This window comes from Halomonas lysinitropha (assembly GCF_902500215.1).
GTDB lineage: Bacteria > Pseudomonadota > Gammaproteobacteria > Pseudomonadales > Halomonadaceae > Halomonas > Halomonas lysinitropha.
On sequence record NZ_CABVOU010000033.1, the window covers coordinates 54,506 to 71,822 of the forward strand.

The 17,317-nt window shown below is 66.1% G+C and carries 15 protein-coding genes; 13 read left to right on the forward strand and 2 right to left on the reverse strand.

What is annotated here, in order from left to right:
• Window positions 1–75: 75 nt before the first annotated feature.
• The 11 genes from ffh to HALO32_RS09355 all read left to right on the forward strand — a co-directional run bounded on the left by ffh (window position 76) and on the right by HALO32_RS09355 (window position 11,043).
• The gene (ffh, locus tag HALO32_RS09305) at window positions 76–1,497 is read left to right on the forward strand and encodes a signal recognition particle protein (RefSeq protein ID WP_151443515.1); all 1,422 of its coding nucleotides are present in this window, start codon (window positions 76–78) and stop codon (window positions 1,495–1,497) included.
• Between the two features lie 227 nt (window positions 1,498–1,724).
• Window positions 1,725–1,973 carry a 30S ribosomal protein S16 gene (gene rpsP / locus HALO32_RS09310; protein WP_151443516.1) on the forward strand — a complete coding sequence of 83 codons (249 nt, stop codon included), beginning with the start codon at window positions 1,725–1,727 and terminating at the stop codon, window positions 1,971–1,973.
• A gap of 40 nt (window positions 1,974–2,013) precedes the next feature.
• The gene (gene rimM, locus HALO32_RS09315; RefSeq protein WP_151443517.1) at window positions 2,014–2,562 is read left to right on the forward strand and encodes a ribosome maturation factor RimM; all 549 of its coding nucleotides are present in this window, start codon (window positions 2,014–2,016) and stop codon (window positions 2,560–2,562) included.
• Window positions 2,563–2,591: 29 nt separating this feature from the next.
• On the forward strand, window positions 2,592–3,353 hold the full coding sequence (gene trmD / locus HALO32_RS09320; protein WP_151443812.1) for a tRNA (guanosine(37)-N1)-methyltransferase TrmD: 762 nt from the start codon (window positions 2,592–2,594) through the stop codon (window positions 3,351–3,353).
• Between the two features lie 160 nt (window positions 3,354–3,513).
• A complete protein-coding gene (rplS, locus tag HALO32_RS09325) occupies window positions 3,514–3,870 on the forward strand; it encodes a 50S ribosomal protein L19 (RefSeq protein WP_151443518.1) in 357 nt (118 codons plus the stop codon).
• Window positions 3,871–3,999: 129 nt separating this feature from the next.
• Window positions 4,000–4,890 (forward strand): site-specific tyrosine recombinase XerD, encoded by an 891-nt coding sequence (gene xerD / locus HALO32_RS09330; protein ID WP_225809888.1) that lies wholly within the window; start codon window positions 4,000–4,002, stop codon window positions 4,888–4,890.
• Between the two features lie 3 nt (window positions 4,891–4,893).
• Entirely contained in the window at window positions 4,894–5,634 is a 741-nt protein-coding gene (locus tag HALO32_RS09335) for a DsbC family protein (RefSeq protein WP_151443520.1), read from the forward strand.
• Window positions 5,635–5,719: 85 nt separating this feature from the next.
• A complete protein-coding gene (locus tag HALO32_RS09340) occupies window positions 5,720–7,036 on the forward strand; it encodes a homoserine dehydrogenase (protein ID WP_151443814.1) in 1,317 nt (438 codons plus the stop codon).
• A gap of 3 nt (window positions 7,037–7,039) precedes the next feature.
• Complete coding sequence (gene thrC, locus HALO32_RS09345; RefSeq protein WP_151443522.1) at window positions 7,040–8,431, forward strand: threonine synthase; 1,392 nt, start codon at window positions 7,040–7,042, stop codon at window positions 8,429–8,431.
• 181 nt (window positions 8,432–8,612) lie between these two features.
• Window positions 8,613–10,415 (forward strand): single-stranded-DNA-specific exonuclease RecJ, encoded by a 1,803-nt coding sequence (locus tag HALO32_RS09350; RefSeq protein ID WP_225809890.1) that lies wholly within the window; start codon window positions 8,613–8,615, stop codon window positions 10,413–10,415.
• 10 nt (window positions 10,416–10,425) lie between these two features.
• Entirely contained in the window at window positions 10,426–11,043 is a 618-nt protein-coding gene (locus HALO32_RS09355) for a YitT family protein (protein WP_151443526.1), read from the forward strand.
• A gap of 69 nt (window positions 11,044–11,112) precedes the next feature.
• On the opposite strand, the gene HALO32_RS09360 is transcribed toward HALO32_RS09355, so the two are convergent.
• Window positions 11,113–13,917, reverse strand: a complete 2,805-nt coding sequence (locus HALO32_RS09360; protein ID WP_407646841.1) for a heavy metal translocating P-type ATPase — start codon at window positions 13,915–13,917, stop codon at window positions 11,113–11,115.
• Window positions 13,914–14,357 carry a MerR family transcriptional regulator gene (locus HALO32_RS09365; protein WP_151443528.1) on the reverse strand — a complete coding sequence of 148 codons (444 nt, stop codon included), beginning with the start codon at window positions 14,355–14,357 and terminating at the stop codon, window positions 13,914–13,916. Before HALO32_RS09365 ends, HALO32_RS09360 begins: the two co-directional genes overlap by 4 nt.
• A gap of 280 nt (window positions 14,358–14,637) precedes the next feature.
• Here HALO32_RS09365 and HALO32_RS09370 point away from each other — a divergent pair, with 280 nt between their 5' ends.
• A complete protein-coding gene (locus HALO32_RS09370; protein ID WP_151443530.1) occupies window positions 14,638–15,981 on the forward strand; it encodes an OmpP1/FadL family transporter in 1,344 nt (447 codons plus the stop codon).
• Between the two features lie 191 nt (window positions 15,982–16,172).
• Window positions 16,173–17,268, forward strand: a protein-coding gene (gene prfB, locus HALO32_RS09375) for a peptide chain release factor 2 (RefSeq protein ID WP_151443816.1) whose coding sequence is annotated in 2 segments (ribosomal slippage) — window positions 16,173–16,244 and window positions 16,246–17,268 — 1,095 coding nt in all. Because the reading frame shifts where the segments join, the coding sequence is not laid out codon by codon here.
• Window positions 17,269–17,317 lie beyond the last annotated feature (49 nt).

The window sequence follows — 17,317 nt, forward strand, 5'->3', positions numbered from 1 at the left end:
TAATTTTCGATCATTGCAGGGAGCTCCCGGCCGATGCCGGCTCGGCTCCCCGGCCATCGTCAGTGGAGAGGCCCGATGTTCCAGAACCTGAGTGAGCGTCTGTCGCAGACGCTCAAGTCGATCAAGGGTCAGGCGCGCCTGACCGAGGATAACGTCAAGGACACCCTGCGCGAGGTGCGCCGGGCCCTGCTCGAGGCCGACGTGGCCCTGCCGGTGGTCAAGGCGTTCATCGACCGCGTGCGCGAGCGCGCGGTGGGGCAGGAGGTCTCCCAGAGCCTCTCCCCGGGTCAGCAGTTCGTCAAGATCGTCCAGCAGGAGCTCGAGGCGATCATGGGCGAGGCCAACGAGGGGCTGACCCTCAAGGGCACCCCGGCCGTGGTGCTGATGGCCGGCCTGCAGGGCGCGGGCAAGACCACTTCGGTGGCCAAGCTGGCGCGTTACCTGCGCGAGCGGGAAAAGAAGAAGGTGCTGGTGGTCTCCGCCGACGTCTATCGGCCGGCGGCCATCGATCAGCTCGAGACCCTGGCCCGTGAGGTCGAGGTCGATTTCTTCCCGTCGCGCTCTGACCAGAAGCCCGTCGATATCGCCAGGGCGGCGATCAAGCACGCCAAGATCCAGTTCCATGATGTGGTGATCGTTGACACCGCCGGTCGTCTGGCCATCGACGAAGCGATGATGGCCGAGATCCAGGCCCTGCATAAGACCGTGGTGCCTGACGAGACGCTGTTCGTCGTCGATGCCATGACCGGCCAGGACGCGGCCAACACCGCCAAGGCCTTCCACGAGGCGCTGCCGTTGACCGGGGTGATTCTCACCAAGGCCGATGGTGACGCCCGCGGCGGTGCGGCGCTGTCGGTGCGCCACATTACCGGCAAGCCGATCAAGTTCATGGGCGTGGGCGAGAAGGTCGATGCCCTCGAGCCCTTCCATCCGGATCGGGTGGCCTCGCGTATTCTCGGCATGGGCGACGTACTGTCGCTGATCGAGGAGGCCGAGCGCACCGTCGACAAGAACAAGGCCGAGCAACTGGCCAAGAAGGTCAAGAAGGGCCAGGGCTTCGACCTAGAGGACTTTCGCGACCAGCTCCAGCAGCTCAAGAAGATGGGGGGGATGGGCGGCCTGATGGGCAAGCTGCCGGGCATGGGCCAGATGGCCGAGATGGCCCAGGGCCCGGGGCCCGAGAAGGAGATGGGCAAGCTGGAGGCGCTGATCAACTCCATGACCCCCCAGGAGCGTCGCAAGCCCGAGATCATCAACGGCTCCCGCAAGCGGCGCATCGCCGCCGGTGCCGGTCTGCAGGTGCCGGACCTCAACCGCCTGCTCAAGCAGCACAAGCAGATGCAGAAGATGATGAAGAAGGCGGGGCAGAAAGGCGGCATGCAGAAGATGATGCGTGGCATGTCCGGCATGATGGGTGGCGGCGGAGGTCCGGGCGGCCCCGGCGGCATGGGTGGCCCCGGCGGCATGGGTGGCCCTGGCGGCATGCCTCGGCGCTGAGCCCGCCTGCGGCGGGCCGGCTCCCGCAAAAAGGTTTCCAAGTCGGGCGGTTTTCCGTAGAATGTTGCCTCCTCACTGGCAGGACCGCGATTGACGCGGCCATCGTCGTGACCGAATGACCCGAAGCCGGGCCGTCGGCCCGCTTCCCGTGGCAGATCGTCGAGGGCCAGCAGGGCTCGGCATCTCGGCCGAAACATCCGCAACTTCAACCGAAGGATAATCAACGCATGGTTACCATTCGTCTGGCACGTGGTGGCGCCAAGAAGCGTCCCTTCTACCACCTCGCCGTGACCGATTCTCGCAAGTCCCGCGATGGCCGCTTCATCGAGCGCCTGGGCTTCTTCAATCCTGTGGCCCGTGGTCAGGAAGAGCGCCTGCGCATCGACCTGGAGCGCATCAGCCACTGGCAGAGCCAGGGCGCCCAGCTCTCTGATCGCGTCGCCGAGCTGGTCAAGGAAGCCCGCAAGCAGGCCTGAAGGGCCTGACTTGTCTGCCGTAATGGTCCAGGGGTCGTCGATGAGCGAACAGGCGCAAGCGCAGCCTGACGACGATCATGTGGTGCTGGGCAAGTTGACCAGCCCTCACGGCGTCAAGGGCTGGCTGAAGGTGTACTCCTACACCAGTCCCATGGACGGTATCCTCGACTATGCGTCCTGGATGCTGCGCCAGGGGGCAACGCTGACCCGGGCGAGCCTCGTACAAGGGCGTCGCCACGGCAGGGGGCTGGTGGTCCAACTCGATGGCGTCGATAGCCGCGAGGCGGCCGAGGCCCTGGCCGGCTCGGAGATCCTGTTGCCCAAGGCCGAACTGCCCGAGCTCGACGCTGATGAGTACTACTGGCATCAGTTGGAGGGGCTGCGGGTAGTGACCCGCGAGGGGCTGGCGCTGGGGGTCATCGGCTTCCTGTTCGAGACCGGGGCCAACGATGTCATGGTCGTCAAGGGCGAGGTCGATGAAGGCATCGAAGCCCGCGAACGGTTGCTGCCCTACCTGCCCGGTGAGGTGGTGCTGGAGGTGGATCTCGAGAGCGGCGTGATGACCGTCGACTGGGATCCCGAATTTTGATGTCCGACCCGACGCCGGCAGGATCGGCGATGTGGATCGGCGTGGTGTCGCTGTTCCCCGAGATGTTCGAGGCGATCACTCGCCATGGCGTCACGGGCAGGGCGGTGGACAAGGGGCGTATTGCGCTCGAGTTCTGGAATCCGCGGGACTTCGCCACCGACCGCCACCGCACCGTGGATGACCGCCCCTATGGCGGTGGCCCGGGGATGCTGATGAAGGTCGATACCCTGCGCTCGGCCATTCACGCTGCTCGTGAGCGGGCCGAGGTGGCCACCGGGGAACGGGCGAAGGTCATCTACCTGTCGCCCCAGGGTCGCCGCCTGGACCAGCGGGGTGTGCAGGAGCTGGCGTCTGGTTCCCCCCTGGTGGTGGTGGCCGGCCGCTACGAAGGCATCGATGAGCGGGTGGTGGAAGCCGACATCGATGAGGAGTGGTCGATCGGTGACTATGTGCTCAGCGGCGGAGAGCTGCCGGCCATGGTGCTGATCGATGCCGCGGCAAGGCTGGTGCCCGGGGTGCTGGGCCATCAGGATTCCGCGGTCGAGGACTCCTTCAACGACGGGCTGCTGGACTGTCCGCACTACACGCGTCCGGAAGACGTCGACGGGCGGCGGGTACCGGAGGTCCTGCTCAGCGGCCACCATGGCGCCATCCGGCGCTGGCGGCTCAAGCAGTCCCTGGGGCGGACCTGGCTCAGGCGTCCCGACCTGCTGGAAGGCAGGACGTTGAGTGCCGAGCAGTACGAGTTGCTCGAGGAGTTCATCGAAGACTACGCACTGTCCGGCAGCTAGGGCAGCGCGGAGGTGCAGGACGCCACGACCCCTGAGCGGGCAGGCGGACCTGTGTCACCAACGGCATTCCCGCGCTCTCGAGCTCGATTCGAGCGCCGGGATCACGATTCGCCGGCGACACATAACGATCGGCGGGTCAGGTTATCAAGGAGTCAATGTCATGAGCAGCAAGAACAAGGTGATCCAGGCGCTCGAGAGCGAGCAGATGAGCAAGGAAGTCCCGGTCTTCGCCCCCGGCGATACCGTGGTCGTCCAGGTCAAGGTCAAGGAAGGGGCCCGTGAGCGCCTCCAGGCCTTCGAAGGCGTCGTCATCGGCAAGCGCAACCGCGGCCTGAACTCGGCTTTCACCGTGCGCAAGATCTCCCACGGTGTCGGCGTCGAGCGGACCTTCCAGACCTACAGCCCGCTGGTCGACTCCATCGCGGTCAAGCGTCGCGGTGACGTTCGTCAGGCCAAGCTGTACTACCTCCGCGAGCGCAGCGGTCGTTCTGCCCGCATCAAGGAAAAGCTGGTCTGAGGCGAGCGCCTCTGCCGGCCCGTGGTGCCGGGCCTCACGCCTCGCACCCCTTGCGAACCCCGTCACCGCTGCCGCGGGGCGGGGTTTCGTTCTGCTGGGCGCATGTCCGGGAGACGTATGGAAACCACCATGGATGCAGGTATGCTGGTCGATGCCTTCCTCGACGGCCTTTGGCTGGAGCGGGGCGCCAGCGACAATACCCTGGCGGCCTACCGCCGTGACCTGAACGCCTGGCAGGCGCACCTCGAGAGCGTCGATCAAGGATTGCTGGCACCGGCCGGCACGGTGCTGCCGGCCTGGCTCGACGAGCGTCGCGAAGTCGGTTACAGCCTGCGCAGCAACGCCCGGTTGCTCTCCAGCCTGCGCGGCTTCTACCGCTGGGCGCTGGTCGAGGGGCACGTCGACCATGACCCGCTGGCCGAGGTACGGCTACCCCGGGTGCGTCCCTCGCTTCCCGATACGCTGGAGGAGTCAGAAGTGGAGCGATTACTCGCGGCTCCGGACCTTTCCACCGCCCTGGGCCTGCGTGACCGGGCGATGCTCGAGGTCCTCTATGGGGCCGGGCTGCGGGTCAGCGAACTGGTCGGGTTGACGACCGATGCGGTCAACCTGCGCCAGGGCGTGGTCCGTGTGCGGGGCAAGGGCGACAAGGACCGCCTGGTGCCGCTGGGCGAGGAGGCGGTTGATTGGCTCTCCCGCTACCTGCGAGCTGCCCGCAGTGCGCTAATGGCCGATATTACGCGGCCGGCGCTGTTTCCCGGGCGCAGCGACCGCTGTTTGACGCGCCAGGCCTTCTGGCACCGCATCAAGGCCCATGCGCGTAGCGCCGGCATCGACCGACCGCTGTCACCGCACACGCTGCGCCACGCTTTCGCCACCCATCTGTTGAATCATGGGGCCAACCTGCGTGTCGTACAGCTGCTGCTGGGTCACAGCGATCTGTCGACCACGCAGATCTATACCCATGTAGCGCAGGTGCGACTGGAAGCCCTGCATGCCGACCATCATCCTCGAGGCTGAATCATGAGACGATCGATCCCTACCGTCGGCGGCGGACTCTTCGCCGCCTCTCTGGCCCTGCTGCCCGTCGCGCACGCTGATCCGGCCGAGCAGCTGGCCGAGACACTCACGGTCAATGGCCAGTCCATGCCCGTGGAGCGCGTGCGCGAGACACCCCTGGAGGGCTTTTTCGAGGTCAGCCTGGAGAGTGGTGAGACCTTCTACAGCAACGCCGAAGGCAGCCACTTCCTGGTTGGCGACCTGTACGAGAACACCGAGGGCGGCCTGGTCAATCTCACCGAGCAGGGGCGCAATGCCGAGCGCAGCGGGCGTCTCGCCGCGGTGCCTGAGGGCGAGCGGGTTGTCTTCCGCGGTACCGGCGAACCTCGCGCTACGCTCGTGGTCTTCACCGACACCACCTGCCCCTACTGCCGGCAACTCCACGAGGAGGTGCCACGGCTCAATGAGCTAGGCATCGAGGTGCACTACCTGGCCTTCCCGCGCAGCGGCCTGGGCTCACCGGGCGGTCGCGAGCTACAGCAGGTCTGGTGCGCCGAGAATCCATCCGAGGCAATGTCAACGGCCAAGCGCGAGGAAGCGTTGTCGGGTCCTGCCGACTGCGACAATCCGGTCGAGGAACAGTATCATCTGGGCATGGAACTGGGGGTCCAGGGTACGCCGGCGATCGTGCTGCCCGACGGCCGTCTGGTGCCCGGGTATGTGCCGGCGGAGCGCCTGGCCGCCATGCTCGGCCTGAACGAGTGATGACCGACGCCGACGAGCGTCGGCATAGTGGGTCCGGACGGGCCCGATCAACGATGAGACACACGCCAGAACGAGGGGAATGACATTGAAACCGGTGAGAGTGGGAATCTGTGGCCTGGGGACCGTCGGTGGCGGGACCTTCAACGTGCTGACACGCAATGCCGACGACATCGCCCGACGCGCAGGGCGTCCGATCGTCATCGAGCAAGTCGCCTTCCGCAGCTTCAATCCCGAGTGTGATATCACCGGCATAAAGACGACTTCCGACGTCTTCGAGCTGGCCACCAACCCCGACATCGATGTGCTGGTCGAACTGATCGGTGGCTACGATGTGGCCCGCGAACTGGTACTCACTGCCATCGAGAACGGCAAGCACGTGGTCACCGCCAACAAGGCGCTGATCGCCGTGCATGGTAACGAGATCTTCAAGGCCGCCCACGAGAAGGGCGTGATCGTCGCCTTCGAGGCCGCGGTGGCCGGCGGCATTCCGGTGATCAAGTCACTGCGTGAAGGCCTGGGCGCCAACCGCATCGAGTGGGTGGCCGGTATTATCAACGGCACCGGCAACTATATCCTGACCCACATGCGTGAAGAGGGGCGCGCCTTCGAGGACGTGCTCGCCGAGGCCCAGGCACTGGGTTATGCCGAGGCAGACCCGACCTTCGATGTCGAGGGCATCGATGCCGCCCACAAGTTGACGATACTGGCCTCCATCGCTTACGGCGTGCCCCTGCAGTTCGACAAGGCCTACACCGAGGGGATCTCGCGCATCACCGCCGAAGATGTGGAACAGGCCGACAACCTGGGCTACATCATCAAGCACCTGGGCATCTCCAAGCGCACGGAAGCCGGTCTTGAACTGCGCGTGCACCCGACCTTGATTCCCAAGGAGCGGCTGCTGGCCAGCGTCTATGGTGTCAAGAACGCCATCGCCATCATGGGTGATGCCGTGGGGCCGACCCTCTACTACGGCGCCGGTGCCGGTGCGGAGCCCACTGCCTCCGCCGTGGTCGCCGACCTGCTGGATGTGGCACGCGATATCACCACTGACCATCACTATCGCGTGCCCTATCTGGCCTTCAGCGGTATCGGTGAGCAGGAGAGCGATCTGCCGATCATGCCCATGGAGGACATCGTCAGCGCTTACTACCTGAGGCTGCTGGCGGTGGACCGCCCTGGCGTGCTGGCGCGGGTTGCGACGATCCTCTCCGAGCAGGGCATCTCCATCGAGGCCTTGATCCAGAAGGAGGCCAAGGAGGGAGAGCTGGTGCCGATCATCCTGCTGACTCACTGTACCCGCGAGAAGCAGATGAACGAGGCGATGCGCCTGATCGAGTCGCTGGCCGATATCGCCGGCCCGGTGACGCGCATCCGCGTCGAGTCGCTGGACGAGCAGGAGTAAGCCATGCGCTATATCAGCACCCGCGGGCAGGCGCCCGCGCTCTCCTTCGAGGAGGTCGTGCTCACCGGCATGGCGAGCGATGGTGGCCTCTATGTGCCGGAGGAGGTCCCGACGCTCTCCCATGACGATCTGGCCGATATGGCCGGGCTGTCGTACGCCGGCATCGCTTTCCGGGTCATGAAGCCCTACGTCAACGGCGAGATCGACGACGCGACCTTCCGGAGCATCGTCGAGGAGGCCTATGCCACCTTCAGCCACGATGCCGTGGTGCCGCTCAACCAGCTCGATGCCAACCACTTCCTGCTCGAACTGTTCCATGGCCCCACGCTGGCCTTCAAGGATGTGGCCCTGCAGCTCCTCGGTCGCATTCTCGACCACTTCCTGCAGAAGCGCGGCGAGCGGGCCGTGATCATGGGGGCCACATCGGGCGACACCGGCTCGGCGGCCATCGAGGGCTGCCGACACTGCGACAACCTCGACATCTTCATTCTGCATCCTTATCAGCGGGTCTCGGAGGTGCAGCGCCGCCAGATGACCACGGTGCTGGCCAATAACGTCTTCAATGTCGCCATCGAAGGCAACTTCGACGACGCCCAGGCCATGGTCAAGGCAAGTTTCGCCGACCAGGGCTTCCTGAGCGGCACTCGGCTGGTGGCGGTGAACTCCATCAACTGGGCGCGCATCATGGCCCAGATCGTCTACTACGTGGCCTCGGCCGTGGTACTGGGGGCTCCCCAGCGGGCGGTGAGCTTCTGCGTGCCCTCGGCCAACTTCGGCAACGTCTTCGCCGGCTACATGGCCAAGCGCATGGGACTGCCGGTCAAGCAGTTCATCATCGCCACCAATGCCAACGATATCCTGCACCGCACCCTGGCCGACAACGACTTCTCCAAGCAGGAGTTGGTGGCCACGCTCGCCCCCTCCATGGACATCGTGGTGTCGTCCAACTTCGAGCGGCTGCTGTTCGAGGCCTACGAACGCGACGGGGCGGCGGTGAAGGCCCTGCTCGAGCGCTTCCAGGCCGAGCCGACGGCTCTGGCTGAAGCGCCGCTGGCCCGGCTGCGCGACTCCTTCGCCAGCCACAGCGTGGACGATGCCACCATCCTGGAGGTGATCCGCGAGGCGCATCATCGCACCCAGGAGGTTCTCGACCCGCACACCGCCACCGGCTACCGTGCCGCCGAACAGGCGCGCAGCGACGCCGAGACCCCGGTGATCACTCTGGCCACGGCCCACCCGGCCAAGTTCGCCGAGGCGGTCGTCAAGGCCGGCTTCCCGGGGGTGCCGCTGCCGCCGCATATGGACGACCTGCTGGAACGCGAGGAGCGCTATACTGTGCTGCCCGCCGAGCTTTCCGCCGTGCAGCAGTTCGTTGCCGAGAACCGTCGGTCGTAGCCTTCCCTCTCGGGGCTGATCCGGCGACAGGCCTGCGAGGAGGCGCTGTGAACCCTTCCATGGGCGCTACCGATGCCATCCCTGGCATAGGACCTCCTCTTCGGCCTGTCCCCGGCGCCCCTCGTTTGGCACGGCGATGATCCATCGCCATGTCGATGAGTGCGAATCACAGGAGTCAGGCTTGGACGCCGTCACCGATCCCATCGATCTGCAGGCGCGCTTGCGCCCCCGCATCCAGCCTAGGCCCCGCGATGAGGCGCTCTATGCCCGTGCCCGCGAAGAAGGTCTGACCGAGCTTCAGGCTCGGGTGCTGGCGGGACGGCTTGCCGGCTACCAGGGTGAACTGGCGCCGCTGATCTCGCCCAGCCTGCGCCACCTAGCTCACCCCGAGAAGCTCGCCGACGCACGACGTGCGGCCGAACGCATCGCTCAGGCGGTGGTGGACGGCGAGCATATCGGCATCCTCACCGACTATGACGTGGACGGCATCACCTCCCACGTGGTGATCCGGCGTACCCTGGTCGAGCTCTTCGGGGTGCCAGAGGCGCGCCTGCACAGCCTGATCGGCCACCGCATTCATGACGGCTACGGCATCAGCCTGCCGCTGGTGGAGCGCACCCTGGCGCTCTCGCCGCGGCCGAGCCTGGTGATCACTGCCGATTGCGGAAGTTCCGACGAGCCGCGCATCGCCCGGCTCCGGGACGCCGGCATCGAGGTGGTGGTCAGCGACCACCACGCCCTGCCGGTGGAGGGCCCGCCGGCCTCGGCCTACGCCGTGGTCAATCCCACCCGTGATGACTGCGCCTATCCCGACCCGACCATCGCCGGCTGCATGGTGGCCTGGCTGGTGATGTCGCTGGGCCGGCAGGTGCTGATCGAGTGGGGCGTGCTGCCCGAGGCGACGCCCAAGCTCTCGCCCTGGCTCTCCTACGTGGCGCTGGGCACGGTGGCTGACTGCGTCTCCCTGGGCGGCAGCGCCGCCAACCGTGCCGTGGTGACCCACGGCCTGGCGCTGATCAATCGCATGGAGGCCGCCTGCTGGCGGGCCATGGCGGCACGCCTGGGGGCTGATAGCGTTCCCTTCGATGCCGAGACCCTGGCCTTCCAGATGGGGCCTCGGATCAACGCCCGTTCGCGCCTGGACGATCCCTATGCGGCGCTGCACTTTATGCTCGCGGGAAACGACGCTACGGCGACGCGGCACCTGGAGACGCTGGATCAGGATAACCAGTCTCGCAAGGCGATCGAGGCCGAGATGGCCGAGGAGGCCAAGGCGCTGGCCCTGCCAGCCCTGACGGCCGAAGAGCCCGCCATCGTTGTCTTCCTGGAGGATGGCCACCCGGGCGTGCAGGGTATCGTCGCCTCGCGGCTGGTGCAGGCCTTCGGCCGGCCGGCGCTGGTACTGACTCCGGCAGCGGCGCCCGGCATGCTCACCGGCTCCGGACGCTCCATCGAGGCGCTGCACCTGCGCGACGCCCTGCAGCGGACTTTCGAGCTGGCGCCCGAGGCGCTTCCGCGCTTCGGTGGTCATCGCGGTGCCGCGGGAGTGGGCGTTCCCCGCGAGCGCTTGGCGACATTTCGTACGGCATTCCTGCAGGCGGTGGGCGAGCAGCTGGGCGATACCGAGCTCTGCCCGCGGATCTTCACCGACGGTGAACTAGCGCCCCATCAGCTCGGTCTCGCCACCCTCGACGAGCTCGAGCGGCTGAGGCCCTACGGCCGCGAGTTCGATGCGCCGCTGTTCCAGGGTGAGTTTCTGGTCGAGGCCCTGCGTCCGGTGGGCGCCGACGGAAGCCACCTGATGCTGGAGCTCTCCAGCGGGACCGCGAGCCTGAAGGCGATCTGGTTCCGCGCGCTCTACCCCGGCGAGAGTCCGGCCTTTGGCGTCGGTGATCATTTGCGCTGCGCCTACAAGCTCAATCGCAACCGCTGGCGGGGACGCGAGAGTCTCCAGCTGATGCTCGAGCACGCCGAGCCACTATAAGGAAAGATAAATGGATCCCCAGGAACTGCCTACCGACCCCCATCGGCCCCATGAGGACGTGATGGCAATGCTGGTCGGCACGCTCTTCGTTGCCCTTGGCGTCAGCTTCTATACCCAGGCGATGCTGCTCACCGGCAGTACCGCGGGCCTGGCCTTCCTGCTGCAGTATGCCACCGGCTGGCGCTTCGGTATCGGGTTCTTCCTGATCAACCTGCCGTTCTACTGGCTGGCCGTGCGTCGCATGGGCTGGTCCTTCACGCTGCGCACCTTCGTGGCCATCGGACTGGTATCGGTGTTCTCGGAGCTCACCACCGGCTGGATTCGCATCGAGTGGCTGCACCCGCTCTATGCGGCCCTGATGGGCGGCAGCCTGATCGGCATCGGCATGCTGGTGCTGTTCCGCCACCGCACCAGCCTGGGCGGCATCAATATCCTCGCGCTCTTCCTGCAGGACCGCTATGGCTGGCGGGCGGGCTACGTTCAGCTGGGCATCGATGCGCTCATCATGCTGGGAGCCCTGCTGGTGCTGCCGATGGAGCGGGTAGGGCTCTCGGTGCTTGGCGCCATTGCGCTCAACCTGATCATCGCCCTGAACCACAAGCCGGGGCGCTATATGGGCGTCAGCTAGCGTCTGCCAGCCAGAACCACCAGGCGATCAGGGCGATCAGTGCCAGGCCGGCGAGATTGACGATCCAGCTCATGATGCGTCCTCCTTTTTCTGGTGGTTCCCCGGGCCGTCACCGACGGTTTCGCTGGAAGGGCGGAACAGGCGTAGCCGGTTCGCGTTGCTCACCACGGTGATCGAGGAGAGCGACATGGCGACCCCGGCGATGATCGGCGAGAGCAGGGTGCCAGTGACGGGGTAGAGCACCCCGGCGGCGATGGGAATGCCCAGGGTGTTGTAGCCGAAGGCGCCGACCAGGTTCTGCTTGATGTTGCGCAGGGTGGCTCGGCTGATCTCGATGGCGGCGGCCACCCCGTGCAGCGAACCGCGGACCAGGGTAATGCCGGCGCTCTCGATGGCCACGTCCGTCCCCTGGCCGATGGCGAAGCCCACCTCGGCGCGGGCCAGGGCCGGGGCATCGTTGATGCCGTCGCCGACCATGCCCACGATTTCCCCCTCACGCTGCAGCCGCTCGATCTCGGCATGCTTGTCCTCGGGCAGCAGGCCGGCGCGGAAGTCGTCGATGCCGACCTCCCGAGCGATGGCGCCGGCGGTATGGGCGTTGTCGCCGGTGAGCATCACCACCTTGAGGCCGTCGGCCTGCAGGCGCTTCACTGCGGCGATGGTGTCATGGCGCAAGGGGTCGCTGATGCCGAACAGCGCGGCCAGCCGGCCATCCACCGCCAGATAGACCACGGTGCGCGCCTTCTCCTCCAGGTCGGAAGCCATCTCGCGGCCACTGGAAAGCTCGATGCCGGCCTCCTCCAGCAGACGGGCATTGCCCAGCAGCAGCGCCCTGCCGTCGGCCGTCGTCGCCTTGACCCCGCCGCCGGTGACGGTGTCGAAGCCGCGAATCTCGCCGGGTTCGGCCCGGCGCTCTTCCGCATGCGCCATCAAGGCCGCCGCCAGGGGGTGTTCGGAGCCGCGCTCCAGGGCCGCCACCAGACCCAGCACGTCCTGCTCTTCGCCCTCGAGCACCTCCGATTCCGTGACCTCCGGCTTGCCTTCGGTGAGGGTGCCGGTCTTGTCCACCACCAGGGTCGTCAGCTTGCTGGCGGTCTGCAGGGCATCGCCGCTGCGCACCAGCACGCCGTGTTCGGCCGCCTTGCCCACGCCGATCATGGTGGAGATCGGCGTGGCCAGGCCCAGGGCGCAGGGGCAGGCGATGATCAGCACCGTGGTGGCGGTGACCAGCATATGGATCACTCTGGGCTCGGCGCCGAAATTGAACCAGGCCAGTGCGGTGATCACGGCGATGATCAGCACCGAAGGCACGAAGACGCTCGACACCTGATCGGCCAGCTGGCCGATGGGCGGACGGGAGTTCTGGGCGCTGGCCACCTGTTCGGTGATCTGGCCCAGGCGGGTGTCAGCACCTACGCGCGTTGCAAGATAGACCAGGGAGCCCTTGCCGTTCACCGTGCCGGCGCTGACCTCGTCGCCCTTGCCCTTCGTGACGGGCAGGGGCTCGCCGGTGAGCATGGACTCGTCGATATGGCTCTGCCCCTCGGTCACCTCGCCGTCCACCGGCAGGCGCTCGCCGGGGCGCACACGGATGTGGTCGCCCTCGCGCACCTCGTCGATCTCGACCTCACGCTCCTCGCCGTCGCGGATCACCCGCGCGGTTCGGCTCTGCAGGTCGAGCAGTCGCTTGAGGGCGTCGCTGGTCCGGCCTCGCGCCCGCAGCTCGAGAGCATTGCCCAGCAGTACCAGGCCGATGACCATGGCCGAGGCCTCGAAGTAGATGCCCCGGGCCACCTCGGGCAGCCAGGGTCCGAAGGCCACCACTGCCATGGAGTAGACCCAGGCGGTGCCGGTGCCCATGGCGATCAGGGTGTCCATGTTCGCCTGGTGGTGCTTGAAGTTCTTCCAGGCGTTGACGAAGAAGTGGCGCCCCGGGTACACCATTATGGCCAGCGTCAACAGGCCGATCACCAGCCAGTAGAGCCGTCCGGCTCCCACGGGGTGGGGGTGAAAGACGAACATGCTGGCCATCAGCGGCACCGCCAGGGCCAGCGACCAGGCGCTGCCCTTCAGGCGACGACGGTACTCCCGCTCGTCGCGCTCGGCTCGAGCCTGTTCGGCCTCACGCATGTCGACGATGGGCTCGGCATCGTAGCCGACGTCCTGTACGGCCTCGATCAGGGCGTCCGTGTCGGCGCGGCCGCGCACCTGGGCGGTATGCGTGCCAAAGTTGACCTCGGCGCTGACCACGCCTGGTGTGCGCTCGAGCGCCTGCTGGACGCTCTTCACGCAGCTGGCACAGGTCATGCCGCTGATCGAGAGTCGGTGGGCGGTGGCGCGTGCGTCGGTCTCTTCCTCTTGGAAATCCCCGCCCGAGTGAGCGGCCTGGTCGGGTGCTTGCTCGTAGGATGAGACGTCGGGCTCCGGCTCCGAGGATGATTCGCGCTCCGGTTCGGCAGCTTCCGTGGATTCAGCGGAAGGGTAGCCAGCCCGTTCCAGCAACTGGTCCAGGGTCTCGCCTCCCAGGGCGGTGTTAACCGTCAGGCGCTTCTCGTCCGGGAAACCGGCCACTTCGGCGTCCGGGTCCTCGGCCTGGATCGCCTTGCGCATCCTGCCGACGCAGCCCTGGCAGCTCATGCCCGGCACGCGGCGCTCATGGTATTGTCGGCCGGCTGCCGGGTAGCCGGCATCGGCCAGCGCCGCGTCCAGGTCGTCATCGGCCAGGGTCGTGATGACCTCCAGGCGTTTTTCGGACGGCGTGCCGCTGACCTCGGCTTGTGCGTCCTCGGCCTGGATGGCCTGTCGCATCTTGGTCACGCAGCCCTGGCAGCTCATGCTCGGGACCTGGCGTTCCCGGGTCTGTCTGGCGTTCATCGGGCCTCCTCGGTGGTCTCTTGGTCGGCATCGAGCGGTTCGGGAAAGCTCTCGATCAGGCGGCAGATGCTGTGGCCGTCCGGGGTGCCGTCGGGCATCCCGTCCCAGGCGGCCAGGGCCCGTTCCATGCGCGAGGCCAGCGATTCCAGCTCGCGGATCTGCTCACGGATCTGCGGCAGTCGGTTTGCCAGCAGGTCGCGCACCATGGGGCAGGGCGAATCGCCGTGGTCGGCGTGATCGAGAATGTCACGGATCTCGGCCACGCCGAATCCCAGGGTGCGGGCCCGCTGGATGAAGCGCAGCCGATCCAGATCCGTCTGGCCGAACAGCTGATAGCCGTTCTCGGGATGGCGCTGGGGATGCAGCAGCCTCTCGCGGGTGTAGTGGCGCACCGTCTCGGCGGTGACGCCAGCCAGGCGTGCCAGGTCACTGACCTTCATGATGGGTTTCCTCGAATCAATCATGCGGCTAGTGTAAAACCTTTGGGTTACCCATAGGTCAAGGGGTGGCACCATTGCGCCTGTCATGGCGAGCATGTGCTGCCTAAGTCGATGAAAACTTGAGAAATGAAACGGCCGTGCAACCAAAGTATTAGGATTTTTTAGTTTAAAACGGTCGTTTGTGCTTGATCCCGGGTGGGGGATTCGCAAACACTGCAGGTACGCCAGAAAGAGCAACGGCAAGACCCCAGCATTATTCACCCGAAAGGATGTCGCGCCCATGCACAACAAGTTCAACAAGCTCGCCGTCGCCGTCGCCCTTGCCTCCACGGCGCTGATGGCCAGTCAGGTGTCCGCTTCCGGCTTCCAGGTCCGCGAGCAGAGCGCCAAGACGCTGGCCAACGCTCTCTCCAATGCCGCCGCGGGGGCCGAGGACGCCAGCTTCATGGCCTACAACCCGGCTGCCATCGGCCATATCGACGGCAACCAGGTCGTCGGTGGGGTGGCCTATATCGATGCCGATTTCGAGCTCAACGATGCCGAGGCCAGCAGCCTCGGTGGTGCGGTGGGCTACGACCGGGGCGGCTCTCGTCAGGGGGGTGAAACGGCGGTGGTGCCTAGCTTTGCCGCCAAGACGCAGCTTGATGATCGCTTCGACCTGGGCATGGCCATCTATGCGCCCTATGGTCTATCGACCAAGTACGACGAGGACTGGATCGGTCGCTACCACGCCATCGAGACCGAGCTGGCCACCATCGATTTCCAACCGACCCTCAACTATCGAGCGTCCGATCGCCTCAACCTGGCGGTGGGGCTTCGTGCCCAGTATGCGGATGCGACCCTCACGAATGCCATAGACTTCGGAAGCGCGGCAGCCAGTATGGGCAGCCCTGTCGCCACACCGGGCCAGAACGACGTCATCGGTGAGGTGACGGGCGATGACTGGGGCTATGGCTACACGCTTGGCGCGCTCTTCCAGGTCGACGATCGGACCCGCCTGGGGATCGGTTATCGTTCGGAAATCGACCTGACCCTCGACGGCGAACTCGACGTCAGAGGCACGGATCCCGTCTCGCAAGGCGCCATTGCCGCAGGGCAGGTGACTGGAACCGGCGGCAAGGCCGAGCTGACCACACCGGCCAACCTGAATCTGGGTATCCATCACCAGTTGACCGATCGACTGGCGCTGATGGCCAACGCCGAGTGGACCGAATGGAGCAGCTTTGATGAACTGGTGGTCGACTTCGATGATGGTCGCGATCCGAGTCGCACCGAGGAAAACTGGAACGATACCTGGGCCTTCTCGGTAGGGGCGAACTATGCGCTGACCCCGCAGTGGCTGCTGCGTGCCGGCCTGGGCCTGGACGAGAGTCCGGTGCCGAGCGCCGAGTTCCGCACGCCGCGGGTGCCGGATGCCGACCGTCAGTGGGCGACCCTCGGTGCCACCTGGATGCCCAGCCCGGAGCTCGGCATCACCGCGGGCTACATGCACGTCTTCGCCGATGATGGCGATATCGACCAGCGCGCCACGCCGACCAACGAGAATGCGAGCAAGGGCAATCTCGCGGGGACCTACGAGGTCTCGGCGGACGTCTTCGCCCTCTCGGTGGACTATCGCTTCTAACCACCATTCCCGCGCCTGACCTCGGGACCCGGCTTCGGCCGGGTTTCGTTGTTTAGAGCCGTCAGCGCGCGGTGGATGCGGCGCGGCGGCACTTTCGCTACAATAGCCACCTTTTCCGTGCCGTCTCGGCGCTGGCTCGACGCCAGGGCCGCGGCCGGCATTTTCCCTTGCAGACTCGGATGAGCCCCATGCTGGAAACCAACCCGATTCATCACCTCATCAAGGACCTGTCCGAGCGGACAGACGTCCTGAGGGGGTATCTTTGACTATGCCGAAAAGAAGGATCGGCTAGAGGAAGTCACCCGCGAGCTCGAGGATCCCAACGTCTGGAACGATCCGGATTACGCTCAGAAGCTTGGCAAGGAGCGAGCGACGCTTGAAGCGATCGTGGCTACCATCGACGATCTCGAGCAGGGCCTCGGCGACAGCCGCGACCTGCTAGAGCTCGCCGAGGTGGAGGACGATGAAGGCACCGTCGACGAGGTCCAGAAGGAGATCGAAGGGCTTCAGGCCAGCCTCGAGAAGCTCGAGTTCCGGCGCATGTTCTCCGGCGAGATGGACGAGAACAACGCCTATCTCGATATCCAGGCCGGATCCGGCGGCACGGAGGCCCAGGACTGGGCCAACATGCTGCTGCGCATGTACCTGCGCTGGGCCGAGCACCACGGCTTCAAGGCCGAGATCATCGAGGTCTCCGCCGGCGATGTGGCGGGTATCAAGTCGGCCTCGGTGCACGTCCAGGGCGAGTACGCCTTCGGCTGGCTGCGCACCGAGACCGGCGTGCACCGCCTTGTCCGCAAGAGTCCCTTCGACTCCGGCGGCCGCCGGCATACTTCCTTCGCCTCGGTGTTCCTGTCGCCGGAGGTGGATGACAGCTTCGAGGTCGAGATCAATCCCTCGGATCTACGTACCGACACCTACCGCTCCAGCGGGGCCGGCGGGCAGCATGTCAACACCACCGACTCGGCGGTGCGCATCACCCATGAGCCCACCGGCATCGTGGTGGCCTGCCAGAGCCAGCGCAGCCAGCACGCCAACCGCGACTTCGCCATGAAGCAGCTCAAGGCGAAGCTGTGGGAACACGAGATGCAGAAGCGCAACGCCGCCAAGCAGGAGGCCGAGGACTCCAAGGCCGATATCGGCTGGGGCAGCCAGATCCGTTCCTATGTGCTGGATGACCAGCGCATCAAGGATCTGCGCACCGGCGTCCAGTCAAGCAACTGCGACAAGGTGCTGGACGGGGATCTTGACCCGTTTATCGTCGCCAGCCTCAAGCAGGGACTGTAGCTTCGAGCCACGGGCCGCGAGCGACAGCCAGCCCGCTCGTGGCGCGTAG